This is a genomic window from Alishewanella sp. BS5-314 (genome assembly GCF_025377695.1).
Taxonomy (GTDB): Bacteria; Pseudomonadota; Gammaproteobacteria; order Enterobacterales; family Alteromonadaceae; genus Alishewanella; species Alishewanella aestuarii.
On record NZ_JACEHJ010000002.1, the window covers coordinates 2079572 to 2098648 of the forward strand.

The 19077-nt window shown below is 51.8% G+C and carries 20 protein-coding genes; 7 read left to right on the forward strand and 13 right to left on the reverse strand.

The annotated features are described in order from the left end of the window. Positions 1–129 precede the first annotated feature (129 nt). The 3 genes from H1D31_RS14200 to H1D31_RS14210 all read left to right on the forward strand — a co-directional run bounded on the left by H1D31_RS14200 (position 130) and on the right by H1D31_RS14210 (position 3544). The gene (locus H1D31_RS14200) at positions 130–1431 is read left to right on the forward strand and encodes a GntP family permease (protein ID WP_065955459.1); all 1302 of its coding nucleotides are present in this window, start codon (positions 130–132) and stop codon (positions 1429–1431) included. Between the two features lie 11 nt (positions 1432–1442). Next, on the forward strand, positions 1443–2645 hold the full coding sequence (locus H1D31_RS14205) for a homoserine O-acetyltransferase (RefSeq protein WP_065955458.1): 1203 nt from the start codon (positions 1443–1445) through the stop codon (positions 2643–2645). Between the two features lie 131 nt (positions 2646–2776). Next, positions 2777–3544: a substrate-binding periplasmic protein gene (locus tag H1D31_RS14210; protein WP_261259466.1), complete on the forward strand. Its 768-nt coding sequence runs from the start codon at positions 2777–2779 to the stop codon at positions 3542–3544. Here the strand turns inward: H1D31_RS14210 and H1D31_RS14215 are convergent. From H1D31_RS14215 to H1D31_RS14225, 3 genes are read right to left on the reverse strand one after another with little or no spacing between them, the layout of a single operon-like run. Then, positions 3541–4602: an ABC transporter ATP-binding protein gene (locus H1D31_RS14215; protein ID WP_261259467.1), complete on the reverse strand. Its 1062-nt coding sequence runs from the start codon at positions 4600–4602 to the stop codon at positions 3541–3543. The genes H1D31_RS14210 and H1D31_RS14215 overlap by 4 nt on opposite strands. Beyond that, on the reverse strand, positions 4602–6245 hold the full coding sequence (locus tag H1D31_RS14220) for an ABC transporter permease (protein ID WP_261259468.1): 1644 nt from the start codon (positions 6243–6245) through the stop codon (positions 4602–4604). The genes H1D31_RS14215 and H1D31_RS14220 overlap by 1 nt, the downstream gene beginning before the upstream one ends. A 33-nt stretch (positions 6246–6278) precedes the next feature. Further along, positions 6279–7301: a Fe(3+) ABC transporter substrate-binding protein gene (locus H1D31_RS14225; RefSeq protein WP_261259469.1), complete on the reverse strand. Its 1023-nt coding sequence runs from the start codon at positions 7299–7301 to the stop codon at positions 6279–6281. 163 nt (positions 7302–7464) lie between these two features. Here H1D31_RS14225 and H1D31_RS14230 point away from each other — a divergent pair, with 163 nt between their 5' ends. Further along, the gene (locus H1D31_RS14230; protein WP_261259471.1) at positions 7465–7662 is read left to right on the forward strand and encodes a DUF2892 domain-containing protein; all 198 of its coding nucleotides are present in this window, start codon (positions 7465–7467) and stop codon (positions 7660–7662) included. Positions 7663–7666: 4 nt separating this feature from the next. Here H1D31_RS14230 and H1D31_RS14235 read toward each other — a convergent pair whose 3' ends face one another. Further along, on the reverse strand, positions 7667–8095 hold the full coding sequence (locus tag H1D31_RS14235; protein WP_261259472.1) for a methylglyoxal synthase: 429 nt from the start codon (positions 8093–8095) through the stop codon (positions 7667–7669). Between the two features lie 174 nt (positions 8096–8269). Beyond that, positions 8270–9751: a ketol-acid reductoisomerase gene (ilvC, locus tag H1D31_RS14240; RefSeq protein WP_261260095.1), complete on the reverse strand. Its 1482-nt coding sequence runs from the start codon at positions 9749–9751 to the stop codon at positions 8270–8272. Positions 9752–9905: 154 nt separating this feature from the next. On the opposite strand from ilvC, the gene ilvY reads away from it, so the two are divergent. After that, the gene (gene ilvY / locus H1D31_RS14245) at positions 9906–10787 is read left to right on the forward strand and encodes an HTH-type transcriptional activator IlvY (RefSeq protein ID WP_261259473.1); all 882 of its coding nucleotides are present in this window, start codon (positions 9906–9908) and stop codon (positions 10785–10787) included. Positions 10788–10903: 116 nt separating this feature from the next. On the opposite strand, the gene H1D31_RS14250 is transcribed toward ilvY, so the two are convergent. From H1D31_RS14250 to zapE, 8 genes are all read right to left on the reverse strand, one after another. Next, positions 10904–11317 (reverse strand): ClpXP protease specificity-enhancing factor, encoded by a 414-nt coding sequence (locus H1D31_RS14250; protein WP_039924974.1) that lies wholly within the window; start codon positions 11315–11317, stop codon positions 10904–10906. Between the two features lie 8 nt (positions 11318–11325). Beyond that, the gene (sspA, locus tag H1D31_RS14255) at positions 11326–11964 is read right to left on the reverse strand and encodes a stringent starvation protein SspA (protein WP_008606891.1); all 639 of its coding nucleotides are present in this window, start codon (positions 11962–11964) and stop codon (positions 11326–11328) included. A gap of 73 nt (positions 11965–12037) precedes the next feature. Continuing rightward, a complete protein-coding gene (locus H1D31_RS14260; RefSeq protein ID WP_065955466.1) occupies positions 12038–12772 on the reverse strand; it encodes a cytochrome c1 in 735 nt (244 codons plus the stop codon). A gap of 2 nt (positions 12773–12774) precedes the next feature. Next, positions 12775–14049 carry a cytochrome b gene (locus tag H1D31_RS14265; protein WP_008606889.1) on the reverse strand — a complete coding sequence of 425 codons (1275 nt, stop codon included), beginning with the start codon at positions 14047–14049 and terminating at the stop codon, positions 12775–12777. Then, the gene (gene petA, locus H1D31_RS14270) at positions 14049–14639 is read right to left on the reverse strand and encodes a ubiquinol-cytochrome c reductase iron-sulfur subunit (protein ID WP_008606888.1); all 591 of its coding nucleotides are present in this window, start codon (positions 14637–14639) and stop codon (positions 14049–14051) included. The genes H1D31_RS14265 and petA overlap by 1 nt, the downstream gene beginning before the upstream one ends. A gap of 241 nt (positions 14640–14880) precedes the next feature. After that, positions 14881–15273: a 30S ribosomal protein S9 gene (gene rpsI / locus H1D31_RS14275; RefSeq protein WP_008606886.1), complete on the reverse strand. Its 393-nt coding sequence runs from the start codon at positions 15271–15273 to the stop codon at positions 14881–14883. A 12-nt stretch (positions 15274–15285) separates the two neighbouring features. After that, entirely contained in the window at positions 15286–15714 is a 429-nt protein-coding gene (gene rplM / locus H1D31_RS14280; protein WP_008606885.1) for a 50S ribosomal protein L13, read from the reverse strand. A gap of 189 nt (positions 15715–15903) precedes the next feature. Next, positions 15904–16995 (reverse strand): cell division protein ZapE, encoded by a 1092-nt coding sequence (gene zapE / locus H1D31_RS14285; RefSeq protein ID WP_261259479.1) that lies wholly within the window; start codon positions 16993–16995, stop codon positions 15904–15906. Between the two features lie 122 nt (positions 16996–17117). Between zapE and H1D31_RS14290 the strand changes: the two genes are divergently transcribed. Beyond that, entirely contained in the window at positions 17118–17558 is a 441-nt protein-coding gene (locus H1D31_RS14290; RefSeq protein ID WP_008606883.1) for a YhcB family protein, read from the forward strand. Between the two features lie 98 nt (positions 17559–17656). After that, a complete protein-coding gene (locus H1D31_RS14295; RefSeq protein WP_261259480.1) occupies positions 17657–19018 on the forward strand; it encodes a DegQ family serine endoprotease in 1362 nt (453 codons plus the stop codon). Positions 19019–19077 lie beyond the last annotated feature (59 nt).

Consider the following 19077-nt stretch of genomic DNA (forward strand, 5'->3'; position numbering starts at 1 on the left):
TGGGTACTCCGGCGTTGTTATATGTCTAGAGTAGCCGCGATTGCAGAAATATTAACCTGTACCTTAGTACTATGGCTGACATGGGCAGACTGTATCAGACTAGAAAAAAACAAGAACAAGGATTATCCGATGTTAAGTTTGCTCGGTTTACTGCTTGGTCTGGGGCTGCTGATTGTCCTGACCATGCGCGGCTTTAACCTCTTTATCACGGCCCCGCTCTGTGCCCTGCTGGTGGCGCTGACCAATGGTATTCCGTTCTGGCAGGTAGCCGATAAGATTGATTTTGTGCACGGCTATATGAACGGTTTTTCCGGTTTTGTCGCCAACTGGTTTCTGATGTTTCTGCTCGGCTCGCTGTTCGGCAAGCTAATGGAGCATACCGGCGCTGCCGATGCTGTGGCACTGGCGATTGTGAAACGACTGGGGCATAAGCGGGCTGTGCTGGCTATCGTACTGGCTTGTGCGGTGTTAACCTATGGTGGCGTCAGCTTATTTGTGGTGGCGTTTTCCGCTTACCCGATGGCCGTAAGCCTGTTTAAAGGCGCTAACTTACCGCGGCGCTTTATTCCGGCAACACTGGCGCTCGGCTCTGTCACCTTTACCATGACCTCTGCCGGCTCACCCGAGATCCAAAACTGGATCCCCATTCCTTATCTGGGTACCACCCCTTATGCCGGCTGGGAAGTCAGTTTAGTCGTCGCCGCCTTTATGGCCATTGGCGGTTACGCCGCGCTAATGTGGATGATCAAAGGCGCACAAGCCCGCGGCGAGCACTTTATTGCCCGCGCCACAGATCCGGAACTTAGCGATAAAGCCCTGCCGCATTGGTTAACCGGCTTAATCCCGCTGCTGGTGGTACTGGTTACATCATTCCTGTTGCACGACAGCCTGCAGCAAGCTGCGCTGATTATTGCGCTGGCTGGTGGTGTGGTAAGTTTATATCTGCTGAATTTCCGCTTTCTGCACAACCCGGCCGCCGCCACCAATGAAGGCGTACTGGGTGCCTTGCTGGCCATAGGTAACACTGCTGCTGTAGTCGGTTTTGGCGGTGTGGCGCGACTGACTCCCGCCTTTGGCGAGGTGGTCCATTTTATGACACACTTACCCGGCCCGGAACTGATTGGCGCCGCAGTGGCGGTAAGTGCTATTGCTGGTTTAACCGGATCGGCATCTGGCGGTCAGGCTATCGCCTTGCCGGAAATTGCGCCAACCTATCTGGAACGTGGCGTGGATGCCGAGCAACTGCACCGGGTGGTCGCCATTTCATCCGGTGCGCTCGACTCACTGCCACATAATGGCTATGTGGTCACCACCATCCGCGCAATTTGTGGCGAAACACACCAGAACGCCTATTGGCCGGTAGCGGTAGTCAGTGTGCTGATGCCATTACTGGGTGTGGTGCTGGCCATCCTGTTATTTCAATGGTTTTAACGGAGTTTAAGATGCTACTGCTTCTGCAACTACTTGTGCAACTGCGGCTACCACTGCTCAAGGTGAGTTTACTGCTTGGCTTACTGCTGCTGAGTAGTTGCAGCCGGGCCGAATCCTTGCTGGTGGAAAAGCAAGCCTTTGAAATTGCCAGTTTTACCACCCAATCCGGGCAGCAGATTGCTCCGGTACGGGTTGGCTGGGAAGCCTATGGCAAACTTAATGCCGACAAGTCCAATGCCATTTTGATCACCCATTTCTTTTCCGGCACCTCGCACGCCGCCGGTAAATACCAGCCGGATGATGCCGTAGCCGGCTACTGGGATGCCATTATTGGTCCAGGTAAAGCCATTGATACCAATAAGTTTTATGTGATCAGTGTCGATACCCTGGTTAATGCGAATGTGTTTGATCCCAAGGTAATTACCACAGGCCCGGCGACCATCAATCCAGCAACAGGCAAGCCCTGGGGGCTCAGCTTTCCGGTGGTGACCATCACCGACTTTGTCGAGGTACAACGCCAGCTGCTGGATAGCCTGGGTATTCAGCAACTGCATGCGGTGATTGGCGCCTCTATGGGCTCGTTTCAGGCCATTGAGTGGGCGGTACGTTATCCACAGCGGGTGCAGCGCTTGATCCCGGTGATTGGCACGGCCTATATGGACGCCTGGGCTGCAGTGCGGTTGGAGCGTTGGGCCTATCCGATTAAACAGGATCCAGCCTGGCGGGATGGCGACTATTATGCCTATGGCCAACCTGTGCAGGGCCTGAGCACGGCCGTGGCCTATATCACTCAGGACGCCCTTTATCCAACGGCTTTTAATCAGCGCTTTACCGATCCGCTGCAGGATCAGGCGCCGCGGCAGGATATCCGAGCGCCCTTTTCTGCCTGGCAGCAATTACTGGCTCAGGCCGCTGAGCGCAGTAAATTGCAGGACGCCAACCATATCCTGTATCTGATCCGTGCCTCGCAGCTTTGGCGCGCCGGTATGGGCGATAACTGGCAACAGGCGTTACAGCAGGTCAAGGCGAAAACCTTATTTTTGCCGGCGAGCGGTGATCAACTGCTACTGCCCAAGATGTCAGTTCAAAGCGCAGCGGCCATGCCACCGGCGCAGGTGACCCTGGCAGAAATTCCCGGTGACTGGGGGCATCTGGATGGGGTGGTCAATATCAGTGCGGTGGCAGCGCAGATCGCAGACTTTTTAAAGGATTAAGCCAGCACCAAACTGCGGTATCAGTTAATCAGTTCTTCCTGGAGGTGCGGCTTGGCTTAGCGCACCTTTTTTTATTTTTCGCATTTGCTCTGCTAAGCTTAACTTCCCTACCCGCTTTAACTCAGGCATTTATGGCGTTTTCGTGGAAACTTGCTTTGTTATCTTTGCTTTGCCTGTTGGCCACGGCATTACCGGCCCAGGATAAGCAGCGTATTGTACTGGCCAGCAGTGATTATGTACCGCATTACGGTACTGAGTTGCCGCGACAAGGCGCTGTATCCGAAATTGTCCGCCGCGCCTTTGCCTACGAAGGCATTGATATTGAGATTGCCTTTATGCCTTTTGCCCGGGCACTTTATGATACGCAGCAAGGCTTTTACGATGGCATTCTGGCGATCTGGCATACGGCAGAGCGGGAACAGCAATTGTTGTATTCGGATGCTATCTACGCCAATCAGATCGTATTATTTAAAAGGGCCGGTGAGCTACAACTGATAGATGATCTGAACAGCGTATTACAAAGTGACAGCACGCTGGGGATGGTCACTGGCTATGCGCAAAGCCCGCTGCTGCTAAATAGTCCGCTACAGAAGGTGAGTGTCGCAACCGATGATCAGGTGTTCCGGATGCTGGCGTTAAAGCGGGTCGACTTGATACCGGCCGACTTACAAAACGGCCTGTACCTGCTGCGACAACTGCCCGAGCCACTACAGCAAGTGCGGATTAACTGGGTCACTGAACCTATAGAGGAAAAACCTATGCATTTGGCATTCCCGCGTCAAAAAGCGGGAAGTGCTGAGCTACAGCTGCGTTTTAACCGCGGCCTGCAACAGTTGCGGCAAAGCGGTGAACTGCAGCAGATCCTGGCAGAGTTGCTACCGGAGCCAACAGCCCGCTAATTTAAACCGCTTGCTGCGCTTAGGGTCCGCGGAAAGAGCACCAGATGGTCTAAATCCAGACGGATGCCAATCTGCTCACCAATAGCATGGTTATGATGGCTCAGCGCCAGACAATAGACCAATTCGCCACCAGTCAGCGCCAGCGTATACAGGATATGTGAGCCACGAAAGGCTTTATCGGCAACAGTGGCCTGAATCGCACTTTCATCATCGTGCACAATATCGTCCGGCCGGATCAGGACATCAACCTGGTCGCCCGCCTGCACATCCGGCAAATAGCGCTGACGGAAGATGCCAAGGCAGGTTTCCACCCGTTGCTGATCCAACATAGTGCCCGGTAACATTACTCCGCGGCCAACAAAGTCGGCGACAAAGCGGCTGGCCGGACGGTGGTACAGCTCGTACGGCGTCGCCCATTGCTGCAGCTGACCATGTTGCATCACGCCAATCATATCGGCCATGGCAAAGGCTTCAAACTGATCATGGGTCACCAGTACCGCCGTAATCTGTAGCTGCTTTAAAATTTTGCGGATATCGCGCGCCAACACTTCACGAAACTCAGCATCCAGACTGGAGAAAGGCTCATCCAGCAGCAGAACTTTTGGCTCCGGTGCCAGTGCCCGCGCCAGCGCCACCCGTTGTTGCTGGCCACCGGATAACTGATGGATATAACGCTCCCCCAGATCCGGCAAACCAACCAACTGCAGCAGTTGCTTTACTTTAGCAGCCTTGTCGGCCTTACTGTACTGCTGTAAGCCAAAACTGATATTGTCAGCCACGGTCAGATGCGGAAACAGCGCAAAATCCTGAAACACCATGCCAATTTTCCGCTGCTCGGGCGCCAGCTGCTGGTTAGCACTACTCACCGTTTGCCCCTGCAGGCGAATTTGTCCGCTCTGCGGCGCTTCAAAGCCGGCAATAGCGCGCAAAATAGTGGTTTTGCCGCAGCCTGAAGGGCCGACTAAACAACCAATCTGCCCCTCTGCCAGCGACAACGAAATGTCTTTTACAACCGTATGCCGGCCATAAGCGATAGCCAGCTGCTCTAATGCCAACATTATTCTGTTCCTTGCATACGCCGCTCAGTAGAGCGTGCCAGTAAGATCACCGGTAACAAGCCAACCAGCACTATCGCCAGCGCAGGTAAGGCTGCGTCAGCCAGGCGTTCATCAGAAGCCAGTTCATGCGCCCTGACCGCCAGAGTATTAAAGTTAAAAGGCCTTAAGATCAGCGTGGCCGGTAATTCTTTTAATACATCAACAAACACCAGCAGCAGCGCGGTAAAAACACTGCCCTTTAACAATGGCACATGCACCTTACGCAATACCTGCAGCGGACTATAGCCCATAGAGCGGGCGGCGTTATCCATATTGGGTTTGATCCGGGCCAAGCCGGCTTCGATACCATGTAAGGATACAGCCAGAAAGCGCACACTGTAGGCCAGCAACAGCGCCGCCAGGGTGCCGGATAACAGCAAACCGGTGCGAATGCCAAACCACTGCTCGGCCAGCAGATCGACATGACGGTCAAACCAGGCCAGTGGGATCATCACACCAATAGCGATAACAGTGCCCGGTACCGCATAGCCCAGCGCCGCCAGTTGCACCGGTAAGCGCACCAGCGGATCGCGTCTTAATCTTTTGGCGTAGGCAAACAACAACGCCAGTAGCACCGATAACAACGCGGCCATCGCCGCCAGGGAAAAGCTATTCCACACCAGCTGCCAGAAATTGGCATTCAGGGTTCGCTGCCAGTTGGCCAGCGCCCAGCTGAGTAAGCGCCAGGCCGGTAAGATAAAGCCCAGTACCACCGGTAATAAACATAGCGCCAACAACGTCAGCTGCCGCAAGGGCCCAACCCGCCTAAGCGCCGGCGCACTGTGCTTTTGGCCCTGATGATAATAGCGGACTTTGCGGCGTGACCATTTTTCCAGTAACAGCAAAAACAGCACAAAGCTGGTTAATAACGCCGCTAGCTGGGCGGCCGCCTGAGCACTGCCCATACCAAACCAGGTGCGGAAAATACCGGTGGTAAAGGTTGGCACGCCAAAATACTGCACTGTGCCATAGTCGGCAAAGGCCTCCATCATCGCCAGTGCCATGCCGGTTAAAATAGCAGGCCGGGCCAGCGGCAAAGCCACCTTCCAGAAATGCTGCCGCGGAGTCAGGCCAAGCGTGCGGCTGGCTTCCAACAAAGACGCCGATTGTTCAGCGAAAGCGTTGCGCGCCAGCATATAAACATAGGGATAAAGTACCAGCGCCAGCATCAGAATAGCGCCACCGAGCGAGCGGATCTCCGGAAACCAATAATCGCCAAAAGACCAGCCAAACCAGGAACGGAGCTGACTTTGTACCGGCCCTGCAAAATCCAGCATGCCGGTATAGGTGTAAGCGATAATATAGGCCGGCATCGCCAGTGGCAGCAGCAACAGCCATTGCAGATAGCGGCGGCCAAAAAATTGATACTGACTAATCAGCCAGGCACTGCCGGTCCCGATTAACAGCGCTCCCAGACCGGTGCCGCCAGCCAGCAGCAAAGAGTTCACCACATAGTCGGCCAGCACAGTTTGACGCAGATGCCGCCAGATCTCGGTTTGTGGCTCCAGCCAGCTGGCAAAGATAATAATAACAGGCAGGGCTAATAATAACGCGGGCAGTAATACTGCCCAGCGCCAACGATCAAACAACAGTGATTTTAGCAAGGGGCTAAACCCCCTTGCTCTGGCGGTACAGTGTTACCGCCAGCCAGCACGATCCATAACGCGGATTGCCTCGGCATTAAGTTCACCTAACTGCTCCAGCTCTAAATTGTCTGCTTTAAAGGTGCCAAAACCTTCAAGAAGCGTGCTGATTTTCACATCAGCGCGAATTGGATATTCATGATTCGCTTCAGCATACCAGTGTTGTGCTGCCGGCTGTACCATATACTCCAGCAATTTCACCGCATTCTGTTTATTTGGTGAAAAAGTCGCCACACCGGCACCGGAAATATTGATATGAGCACCGTTGCCTTGCTGATCCGGCCAGAACACTTTGACTTTAGACGCCGCAGCCTGCTCGGCTGGATCAGCCAGCATTCCAGCCAGATAGTAAGTATTCGCTAAGGCAATATCACATACCCCGGCTGCAGCCGCCTTGATTTGATCACGGTCGCCACCACGCGGTGGCTGGGCAAAGTTCGCCACCAGACCACGCGCCCAGGCTTCGGCCTTTGCTACACCGTCATGCGCAATAATGGCGGCAATATGCGACTGGTTATAGACATTGTTGGATGAACGCACGCAAATCTTGCCTTTCCACTTCGGATCGGCCAGATCAGCCATGGTTGATAACTGCTTCGGATCAACCTTACCTTCGACATACATGATTGGCCGGGCGCGTACGGTCAGGCCATACCACACGCCAGCCGGATCACGCAGATTGGCCGGGATCTGTTGTTGTAAGGTGTCAGAGGATACGGCCTGTAATACGCCTTGCTGCTTAGCGCGGGCTAACCGGCCGACATCGGTGGTTAACAGCAGATCGGCCGGACTATTGCGACCTTCGCTGCTGATGCGGGTGATCAGTTCATCGGCATTGCCGGTAATTAAGTTGACCTTGATCCCGGTTTCAGCAGTAAATTTGTCCAGTAACGGCTTGATTAGCTCCTCCTGTCGGGCGGAGTAAACATTCACTTCAGCCGCAAAAGCAGCACTGGTGTGTAAAGCACAGGATGCCAGGCTAGCGGCAACCAATAACAGCATTTTATTTAGTTTCATCACAGCTCCGCATTAGGTAATAACGATTGCGCACATCTAAACATAAACAAGAACAATTCTCAATAATAAACTATGCGCTGGCGCAACTTTTCCGCTGATGTACCTGGCCAGAGCGGTGAATTAACGCTATCTTACATAAGGTAAAGCTAAACTGGAGTCGAAAATGCAAGCAAATGTTGGCGGTATTGATAAGGTAATACGCATTATTGTTGGTGTGGTGTTGATTGCAGCGGCCGCCACCAGCGTCATTGGCTGGTGGGGTTGGCTGGGCGTGATCCCGCTGCTGACCGGGTTATTTAATTTCTGTCCGGCCTATACTCTGCTCGGCATTAAAACCTGTAAGCTGCCGAGGGCGGGTTGACGCCCTAACCCCTAAACCTGTCGTTATGAGCTTTAAAATCCGGTATCTGACGCTGGTAGTCCTGCTGGTACAAACTGGAATGGATAATAAAGTCTGCGGTGGCGATATTACAAGCCACCGGAATATTCCAGACCACGGCCAGCCGGATCAAGGCCTTAACATCCGGGTCGTGCGGCTGCGATGACAGCGGATCCCAGAAAAAGATCAGCCAGTCGATTTGCTGTTCGGCAATTAAAGCGCCGATTTGCTGGTCACCTCCGAGCGGACCACTGGCCAGACACTGCACCTGCTGTTGTAAGCGCTCACTAATCAGTTTGCCGGTGGTACCGGTTGCTACCAGCTTCTTATCCGCAAAAAACAGCCGGTGCCGGTCGATCCAATCCAGTAAAGCGGCCTTTTTGCCATCATGCGCGACCAGCGCTATGGTTTTCATCTCTACAATTTCCTTTAGCTGCCTGTTGTGCTTGACCTTACACCCAAAAAAAAGCCCCGACAAGCGGGGCAAAACAACCAAGGTCCACGTATAACATCATTATTGGTCAGGTGTCAGGCGGCACACTGTGTCTGGCCTGACGACCTGTAACCACATCATTCTTTGCGCGCTGGCTTAATTCGCCTCGACAATGCGTTTCATTGCTGTCATATAGCCGCGTAATTTTTTACCTACCACTTCCACCGGATGCTGGCGGATAGCTTCATTGACGGCAATCAGCTTCAGGTTATCGACACCATTCTGACTGCTGCTTAAGCCCTTGCCGATATATTCACTACTTAAACTATTTACCTTATCGCGCAGCAAAGGTACTGCAGCATGAGCAAACAGGTAGTTACCGTACTCAGCCGTATCCGAAATCACCACGTTCATTTCATATAAGCGCTTACGGGCGATGGTATTGGCAATTAATGGCGTTTCATGCAGCGACTCATAGTAAGCCGACTCTTCGATAATGCCGGCATCGACCATGGTTTCAAAGGCCAGCTCGACGCCGGCTTTTACCATGGCCACTAACAGGATGCCGCGGTCAAAATATTCTTGTTCGCTGATCTGCTCGCTGGATACCGGCGCCTGTTCAAAGCCCGAGTCACGGGTTTGCTCACGCCAGGTCAGCAGGTTTTTATCATCATTAGCCCAGTCTGCCATCATAGTGCGGGAGAACTCGCCACTGATAATGTCGTCCATATGTTTTTCAAACAGCGGACGTAAGGTGCCTTTTAACTCCTCTGCCAGATCATAAGCTTTGATCTTGGCCGGATTGCTCAGCCGGTCCATCATATTTGTGATGCCACCGTGCTTTAAGGCTTCGGTTACGGTTTCCCAGCCATACTGAATCAGTTTTGCGGCATAACCGGCTTCCATACCATCGGCAACCATCTTGTCAAAGGCCAGAATAGCGCCGGTTTGCAACATGCCACACAGAATGGTCTGCTCGCCCATTAAATCGGATTTTACTTCGGCAACGAAGGAGGACTCTAATACCCCGGCCCGATCACCGCCGGTTGCGGAAGCATAGGCTTTGGCAATTTCCAGCCCCTGACCTTTAGGATCGTTCTCCGGATGCACTGCTATTAAGGTCGGTACGCCGAAGCCGCGCTTATATTCTTCCCGTACTTCGGTACCCGGACACTTAGGTGCCACCATAATCACCGTAATATCAGGCCGGATCTGCTTACCCTCTTCGACGATGTTAAAGCCGTGCGAGTAAGCCAGGGTCGCGCCCTGCTTCATCAGCGGCATAATGGCATCCACTACGCTGCTATGCTGCTTATCCGGGGTCAGGTTTAATACCAGATCGGCACCTGGAATTAACTGCTGATAAGTACCGACAGTAAAGCCATTGCTACTGGCTTTTTGGTACGAAGCCCGCTTTTCGGCGATGGCTTCATCACGCAGCGCATAGCTGATGTTTAACCCTGAGTCGCGCATATTCAGCCCTTGATTCAGGCCCTGCGCGCCACAACCGACGATCACTATATTCCAATCTTTGATAAAGCTGCAGCCGTTAACGAACTCAGCTTTGTCCATAAAGCGGCACTGGCCTAACTGGCGTAACTGCTGGCGTAAATTTAAGGTATTAAAGTAATTGCTCATCGTCAGTTCCAACATTCGTGCTGTGGCTTTTGCCAACAGGAGCAGCGGGTTTTTCATCAGGGATGCGCTGCTTTGATGAAATCAGTCTATAACGCGACTTTTATTGCGTGAAGTGATATATTTTCAACACTGCATTTCACATTCTGCAATAAAGATGGATATTCGTAGCGCACAACTGTTTTTACATCTGGCCAGCAGCCTGAATTATGCCCGCACCAGCGAGCAGATGTTTGTTAGCCCCTCCACTCTGACCCGGGTGATCCAACGGCTGGAAGAAGAGCTCGGCAGCAGCTTATTTGAACGCGATAACAGAACGGTGAAACTGACCACGGCCGGCAGCCGCTTTCAACGCTTTGTAAGGCTGTGGCTGGATGAATGGCATCAGCTGCAACTGGATTTACAGCTAGCCAGCAGCGAGCTTAGCGGTACCTTAAGGATTTACTGTACCGTTACCGCCAGCTATAGCCATCTGCCGGCGCTGCTGGATAAATTTCGCCTGCACTGCCCAAAGGCAGAAATTCAGCTGAGTACCGGTGATGCGGCGCAGGCTATTGACCGCATTAAGCAGGATGAAGCCGATGTTGCTATCGCCGCCCGCCCGGAGCAGCTGCCAACTACCATGTACTTTCAAAGCATTGCCAGCCTGCCGGTGCGGTTGATTGCACCGGTGATCCCGTGCCGGGTTAATGATTTACTGGCCGGTGCAGAGGTAAACTGGAATGAGATACCGCTGATCCTGCCCGAGCATGGTCCGGCGCGCAGTCGTTTTGACCGTTGGCTGAAAGACTGCAATATTAATCCGGCTGTAGTGGCCAAGGTTGATGGCCACGAAGCCCTGGTGTCGATGGTGGCATTAGGCAGCGGTGTCAGCATAGTGCCGGATCCGGTGTTGCAGCATAGCCCGGTAAAAGAGCGGGTACGGGTGTTGGAACATCAATATCCGTTTCAGCCGTTTGACCTGGGGATCTGTATGCTGGCAAAGCGGCAGCAGGAACCGCTGATCAAAAGCTTTTGGCAGCTGGCGCAAAAAAACTGACAGCCCATGTTGGTCACACCGGCATCGCGCCAACTTTGCAGCAGCTAAAACAAGATTGGAAATACCTAACAGGATAAGATGCATAAAGCCGGGAAACCCGGCTTTATTGACTTACATTACTTCACAACTTTCAGGTGGCTGCCGCGCCCCGGCTTCGGCGGCTCTGGCGGCAAGTCATCCGGCGTAGCATCAGAAACAAAATCCTGATCATCCTCTTCGTCTTCTTCCAGTGTAAAGACAGTGCCGGCACCGTTTTCACGGGCATAGATAGCCAGCACGGCCTTTACCGGAATCGACAGCGCAAAGGGCTGACCACTAAAACGGGCATTAAAGGTGATTAACTCATTGCCCAGCTGCAGATTACCAATGGCAGAAGGCAGAATATTCAGCACGATCTGGCCATTTTGTACAAATTGCTGCGGCACCTTTACCGCCGGATAGGTTGCATCGACCACCAGATAAGGCGTGCACTTGTTATCGACTATCCAGTCGTAAAAGGCGCGCAATAAATAGGGCCGGTTGGCCGTCATCTTTTGCATCAGAGCGGCATCCCCTTACGAATTTCGCGCTCAGCTTCTGTTAATGAGGCCTGGAACGCATCGCGTTCAAAAATGCGGTTCATATAGGTTTTCAGTTGTTTGCTACCGCTGCCGTTTAACTCAATACCCAGTAAAGGTAAGCGCCACAGCAACACAGCCATATAACAGTCAACCAGGCCAAACTCTTCACTCATAAAAAACGGCGCTTCACTAAACAGCGGTGCAATCGACAGCAGTCCTTCTTTTAACTCCTGACGCGCAATGGCCGCTTCGTCATCACCCTGCAGAATTTTCTCTGCCAGGCTGTACCAGTCATGCTTAATGCGATACATCATTAAGCGTGCCTGACCACGGGCAACCGGATAAACCGGCATCAGTGGCGGATGCGGGAAGCGCTCGTCCAGGTACTCCATAATGATATCTGCCTGATACAGCGCCAGCTCGCGATCCAGTAAGGTTGGCAAGCTGCCATAGGGGTTAACTTCGTAAAGATCTTCCGGCACGTTGTCCGGCGTTACCTGGAGAATATCAACCGTTACGCCTTTTTCCGCTAGCACTATGCGGACCTGATGACTACACATATCATCAACAGCTGAAAATAATGTCATCACAGGGCGTTTATTGGCAATGATCGCCATCTATTCCTCCGGTACAGTTAAAACGGCAAGGGGGCACAAGGCCCCCGATAGTAACTATTTTAAAAACAAATGCTTAGTGAACATCTTTCCAATATTCTTTCTTCAGCAGGTAAGCCAGCACGAAGAAGATCAATAAGAAGATCATCACCTTGATCCCCAAAGAGCGGGCTTCCAGTTTGGTTGGCTCGCCAGTGTAAACCATATAGTTCACCAAATCGGCCACTGCACGATCATACTCTTCCGGGCTCAGCTCACCGCTGCCGTCAGTACGGATACCAACGTAGATTTCTTTCGGCTGACCATCCACCAGGCGGGTTTCATAAGCCTGATAAGGTACGCCTTGCAACTCTTGCAGCACATGCGGCATACCTACCAACGGGAATACCTTGTTGTTAACGCCAAACGGGCGGCTGTCATCAACATAGAAGGTGCGCAGATAAGTATATAACCAATCAGCACCACGCACCCGGGCAACGTTAGTCAGATCCGGAGGTAACACGCCGAAGGAATTTTCAGCATAGTCCGCTGGCATCGCATTAGTAATATGATCACCGACTTTTTCACCGGTAAACATCAGATGCTCCATGCCCAGATCTTCCGGGATCCCCAGATCTTTAAAGGTCCGGGAGTAACGCTGGTACTGCATCTGGTGACAACCCAGGCAATAGTTCTGGAATAACTTGGCACCATTTTGTAATGATGCTTTATCCCGTAGATCGATTGGCGCCTTGTCCAGCGGAATCGTCGGGCCCGCCGCCATTGCCAGCGATGAGGCTAATAATGCAACAGCAGAAAGTAACTTTTTCATCATCAGGTTAACCTCACTGGCAGTGGTTTGGTTTTCTCATTTTTACTGTATAACCACAGCAAACCGAAGAACGCGAAATAGGTAAATGAGAAGATCTGAGACAACACGGTATAAGTTGGTGTCGCAGGTAACACACCCAGAATACCCAGCGCTACAAAGCTGATGCAGAACATCACCAGGTTCCAGCGGTGCAGTTCACAACGGTAACGCACAGAGCGTACCTTGCCACGGTCAATCCACGGCAGTAACGCCAGTGCCAGGATGGCCAGGAACATCGCGATAGCGCCTAGTAACGGATCCGGAATAGCACGTAAGATGGCATAGAATGGCGTGAAGTACCAAACTGGTGCAATATGCTCAGGCGTCTTCATTGGGTTAGCCACTTCAAAGTTTGGCGGCTCCAGGAAGAAACCACCGCCCTCAGGCACAAAGAAGATCACAAAAGCAAAGGCTAACAGGAAGCCGGCAACACCCACTAAGTCTTTTACCGTGTAGTACGGGTGGAATGGAATCGCATCGACAATCACTTTCTTGCCACCTTTGGTGAAATACTGGTGGAAAGTAAACTTCTTGTCGGCTTCGGTCAGTTCAACAGAACCATCGTTATCGCGTTTGATATCGATACCGTCCGGGTTGTTCGAACCCACTTCATGCAGTGCCATAATGTGCAGGAACACCAGGATCACCAACACCAGTGGTAAGGCAATAACATGCAGCGCAAAGAAGCGGTTTAAGGTAGCACCAGAGATAACATAGTCACCGCGGATCCACAGCGTTAAATCATCGCCAATAAACGGAATAACACCGAAGATCGAGATAATTACCTGCGCACCCCAGAACGACATCTGGCCCCATGGCAGCATATAACCCATGAAAGCTTCTGCCATCAGAACTAAGAAGATCAGCATACCGAAGATCCACAGCAGTTCGCGTGGCTTCTGGTAAGAGCCGTACATCATACCGCGCAGCATATGCAGGTAGACCACGACGAAGAAAGCAGAGGCACCGGTTGAATGCATATAACGCAGTAACCAGCCGTACTCGACATCACGCATGATGTATTCGATAGAGGCAAAAGCACCTTCGGCTGATGGCTCATAGTTCATGGTCAGCCAGATACCGGTCACGATCTGGTTTACCAGCACTAACATCGCCAGCGAGCCGAAAAAGTACCAGAAGTTAAAGTTTTTTGGTGCCGGATACTGCATCACATGCAGGTTCATCTTATCCATAAAGGGTAAGCGGTACTCAATCCAGCTCATAATATTCTTAAACATCAGGCAGCCCCCTCGTCTTCACCGATCAGCACGGTGTTGTCATCGATAAACATATACGGAGGAATCATCAGGTTGGTTGGGGCAGGTACGTTCTGGAACACCCGGCCAGCCATGTCAAAACGGGAACCGTGGCAAGGACAGAAGAAACCAGAGCGGATGCCTTCAACCTGTGCCGCAAAGTCACTTGGCAGATAGGTTGGTGAACAGCCCAGGTGAGTACAGATCCCGACGGCAATAAAGATTTCCGGCTTGATGGAACGATGACGGTTCTGGGCATAAGCGGGCTGTTGCGGCTCCTTGGAACCTGGATCCCGTAAGCGGTTCTCGGTATCGGCCAGTTGGGCCAGCATTTCTTCGGTACGCTTTACGATCCACACCGGGCGACCACGCCACTCTACGCGGATTAGTTGCCCATCTTCGAGTTTACTGATGTCAGCACTTACTGCCGCACCGGCTTGTTTAGCCCGCTCACTCGGATTCCAGGACGCAATAAAGGGCACAGCAGCTCCTATGGCACCAACGCCCCCCACAACAGAGGTTGCAATGGTCAGGAAGCGGCGGCGACCATGATCTACAGGCGCATTGCTCATCCACTCATCTCCACATTGAAACGCTTAACGATTAAAAATTAAGCGGCTGAAATTCAGCATTATTATAATTACAAAATATTGCCGATCATAATGAAAAGCCTTGCGTTGCACAAGGATTAAGGCGCGCTGAACACCTAATATCTTAGTCTGATTGTAAAGTCGCAGTGCCAGCTCATCACGGTTGCTAACCGGCAGGCAAAAAAAAACCCGGTAATACCGGGTTTTTCTGTACAAAACGAAATTAACGCTTTGAGTACTGTGGACGTTTACGTGCTTTACGCAGACCCACTTTCTTACGCTCAACCTGACGGGCGTCACGGGTAACGAAGCCAGCTTTACGCAGGGCTGGACGCAGTGACTCGTCAAATTCCATCAGTGCACGGGTGATACCGTGACGGATAGCGCCGGCCTGACCAGAAATACCACCGCCTTTAACAGTGATGTACAGGTCAAACTTTTCTACCATATCAACCAGTTCTAACGGCTGCTTTACTACCATGCAGGCAGTTTCACGGCCGAAGTACTCTTTCAGGCCACGTTGGTTAACAACGATGTTACCTGAACCAGCTTTTAAGAAAACACGCGCCGTTGAGCTTTTACGACGACCAGTTCCGTAGTATTGATTCTGTGCCATGTTATGCTCCGATTAAATATCTAAAACTTGCGGTTGCTGAGCAGCGTGCTGATGCTCTGCGCCGGCGTAAACTTTTAACTTACGGAACATAGCGCGACCCAGTGGGCCTTTAGGCAACATGCCTTTGATAGCTGATTCCAGAACCATTTCCGGCTTCTTAGCAATCAACTTCTCGAAGTTGATTTCTTTGATACCGCCTGGGAAACCAGTGTGCGAGTAATACATTTTCGCCTGAGCTTTGTTACCGGTAACAACCACTTTGTCAGCGTTTACCACGATGATGTAGTCACCAGTGTCAACGTGCGGCGTGAATTCCGGCTTATGCTTACCACGCAGACGCGCAGCGATCTCAGTAGCGATACGACCTAATGTCTTACCGTTTGCATCAACAACGTACCAGTCGCGAGTTACGCTTTCTGGTTTTGCAGTAAAAGTTTTCATTAAACTCATTCCAAAATAACTAAAGTTACACCTGACAAAGTGCAGGGCTGATGCACTTTGTCGTTATCGCACCCCTTCGAATGCAAAAACTGCCGGGCTAACGGCAGTATAAGGCTGTAACGTTGGCCGGGCGCGGATTATATATTAAACAGCAATAAAGATCAGCAGTCTGACGCGAAATTTTTTAGCTTAGGGTAAATGTTCGCTGGCCAGATAATCATGCGACTGCATTTCCTGTAACCGGCTGATACAGCGTTTAAATTCAAAACTGAGTAAACCGCCCTGATATAGCTGTTCCAGCGGTACCGCGGCCGAGATAATTAACTTAACGTGCCGCTCGTAGAATTCGTCAACCAGCGCAATAAAGCGGCGCGCCACATCGTCATTATGCTGCCCCATGGGCTGCACACCGGATAACAGCACGGTATGGTATAACTTGCTCAATTCCATATAGTCATACTGACTACGGGCGGTTTCACACAGCTCATAAAAACTAAACCAGACAATGCCATCGGCCTCGGCACGGGTTTGCAGTTTACGGTTCGCCACTTCGATACTGACCGCGCTTTGCCGCGGCTCAACTGACAGTGCCAGAAAGTACTGTTCCAGATTGGTATCAGCTTGCGGGTCAAGTGGGTAGTGATAAATCTCGGCTTGTTCCAGGGTGCGTAGCCGATAATCAATACCGCTGTCGACATTAACCACCTTGGTGTAGCGTTTTATCAGTTCAATTGCCGGCAGAAAGCGCGCCCGCTGCAGGCCATTGCGATACAGGCCATCGGGTTCAATATTTGAGGTTGCTACCAGCGTGATACCCCGGGCGAACAGTGCCTGCATTAGCGTACCCAAGATCATCGCATCGGTAATATCAGAGACAAAGAACTCATCAAAACAGATAATATCGGTTTGCGCCTTAAAGCGATCGGCCACTTTTTCCAGCGGATCACTGACGCCTTTCAGCTGTTTTAGCTCTTCATGCACCCGGTGCATAAAACGGTGGAAATGCACGCGCAGCTTGCGCTCGCCTGGCAGGCATTCGTAGAAGGTGTCCACCAGATAGGTTTTACCACGCCCGACACCGCCCCAGAAATATAAGCCCAGCAATGGCTGCGGTAGCTGCACCTTACCACTCAAGCGCTGCCATAAACTGGGTTTGTAAGGCGGGCGGTTGATATAATCATCGAACAGGCGCTGCAGTTGCTTAACCGCAAACTCCTGCGCAGCATCATAATGAAAATCAGCACGTTTCAGATCTTGCTGATATTTTTCCAGTGGCGTCATAAGTTTTACTTGAAAGTCTGCTGGTTAACCTCTAATTAAGGTTCATAATCTTAACATGCCTTACCACCTTGTATAAGAAGTTAGGGTAGACTACGCCATATTTTTGTAATTAAGGAGTTAGCATGGACTTAACGACGTCTCTGGTCTGGTTAGTTGTTGGCATCATCGTCGGTGGCGTAACCACCCGTTTAATCAGTATCCGCCAATTCGGGCAAAGCAAGTTACAACAGGAACTGGATGAAAGTAAGAAACAGTTGGCGCAATATCGCCAGGATGTGTCTGAACATCTGGACACCACGCACCAGTTAATGAGTCAGCTGCAGGATAACTACGCCAAGATCGCCCGTCATGTGCAGCAATCCAAGATGCAACTGGTTGAGCAACCGGTTAATCCGCGGGATGAAATTAATTTCTTTTCGGCCGACACCCACCGCCAGATCAAACAGTCGTTACATCAGCTGGATGAGCGTCGCCGTCAGCACTCGGTAACGGAACAGCAACCACGCGACTACTCCGGTGAGGCCAGCGGGCTGATTAAGGAAAAACCGCGTAAGGACGACTAAGTTCGTCCTTTACAGCAATAAATTTCGGCGATTAATTCAGAACTTTTTTATCTAAAGCGCCTCTTAGTCTCACCTTTTCTTGAGGAGTCTATCAGACGATGAATAAAAAACTGTCTTTGCTTAGCGCTGCAGTTTTTGCAGCATTCACCCTCACTGCGGTAACGCCGGCGAATGCCGCCCTACCCTTTCTCAATCGCGCCAATCAGCAGGAAATGCCGACCCTGGCGCCGATGCTGGAACAAGCAACGCCAGCCGTAGTTTATATTTCAGTGGCTGGTAGTCGCGAAGTCCGGCAGCGGGTACCCGATGCATTCCGGCATTTCTTTGGGCCGCGCGGTCCGGGTGAAATGCGTGAAGAGCGGCCGTTCCGTGGCCTGGGTTCCGGCGTAATTATCGATGCCGCCAAAGGCTATATTGTTACCAATAACCATGTGGTACAGGACGCCAGTGAAATTCAGGTACGGCTGAAAGACGGCCGCACCTTTAGCGCGAAAAAACTCGGTGCCGATCCGGAAAGCGATATCGCACTGTTACAGATTGAAGCCAAAGATCTGGTGCAACTGCCGCTGGCCGACTCTGATCAATTGCGGGTTGGTGATTTTGCCATCGCCATCGGTAACCCCTTTGGACTGGAGCAAACCGTAACCTCCGGTATCATCAGTTCACTAAGCCGCAGTGGCCTGAACCGCGGTGATGCCTTTGAAGACTTTATTCAGACCGATGCCGCCATTAACAGCGGTAACTCGGGCGGCGCTCTGGTGAACCTGCGTGGTGAGCTGATCGGTATTAATACTGCTATCCTTGGCCCCAACGGCGGCAATATTGGTATTGGTTTCGCCATTCCCAGTAATATGATGAAAAATCTGGTTGATCAGATCCTGGAGTTTGGTGAAGTGCGCCGTGGCAGCCTCGGGGTGCGTGGCTCCAATGTCACAGCTGAATTGACTAAAGCGTTAAATCTGAACGTCAACCGTGGCGCCTTTGTCGGTGAAGTTCTGCCCGACAGTGCGGCTGCCAAGGCGGGGCTGCAATCCGGCGATGTGATTGTCAGCATTAACAGCAACCGCATTCAGAGTTTTGATGAGTTGCGCGCCAAAATTGCTACCCTGGGTGCCGGTCGGGAAGTGACGCTTGGCGTACTGCGGGATGGCCGTGAGCGTAATATCAAAGTCACGCTGCAAGAAGCGGCCAGCACCACGGTTGAAGCGACTGAGCTGCACCCGATGCTCAGAGGGGCAACCCTCAGTAATACCGAGCGCGGCATTGAAATTACCGCAATTGAAGCCAATTCAGCCGCTGCGCAGGTGGGTTTACGCCAGGGCGACCTGATTATTGGCGTTAACCGGCAACGCGTTAGCAATATGAATGAGCTACGCCGTTTACTGGAACAACGTGACGGCGGTGTGGCGGCGCTGAATATCCAGCGTGGAGATAGCCTGCTCTATATCCTGATCCGCTAAAAATCTTCGCGGGCAACAGTCGCTTAGCGCTACTGTCTGCCCGCTTTTAATGCTATGCT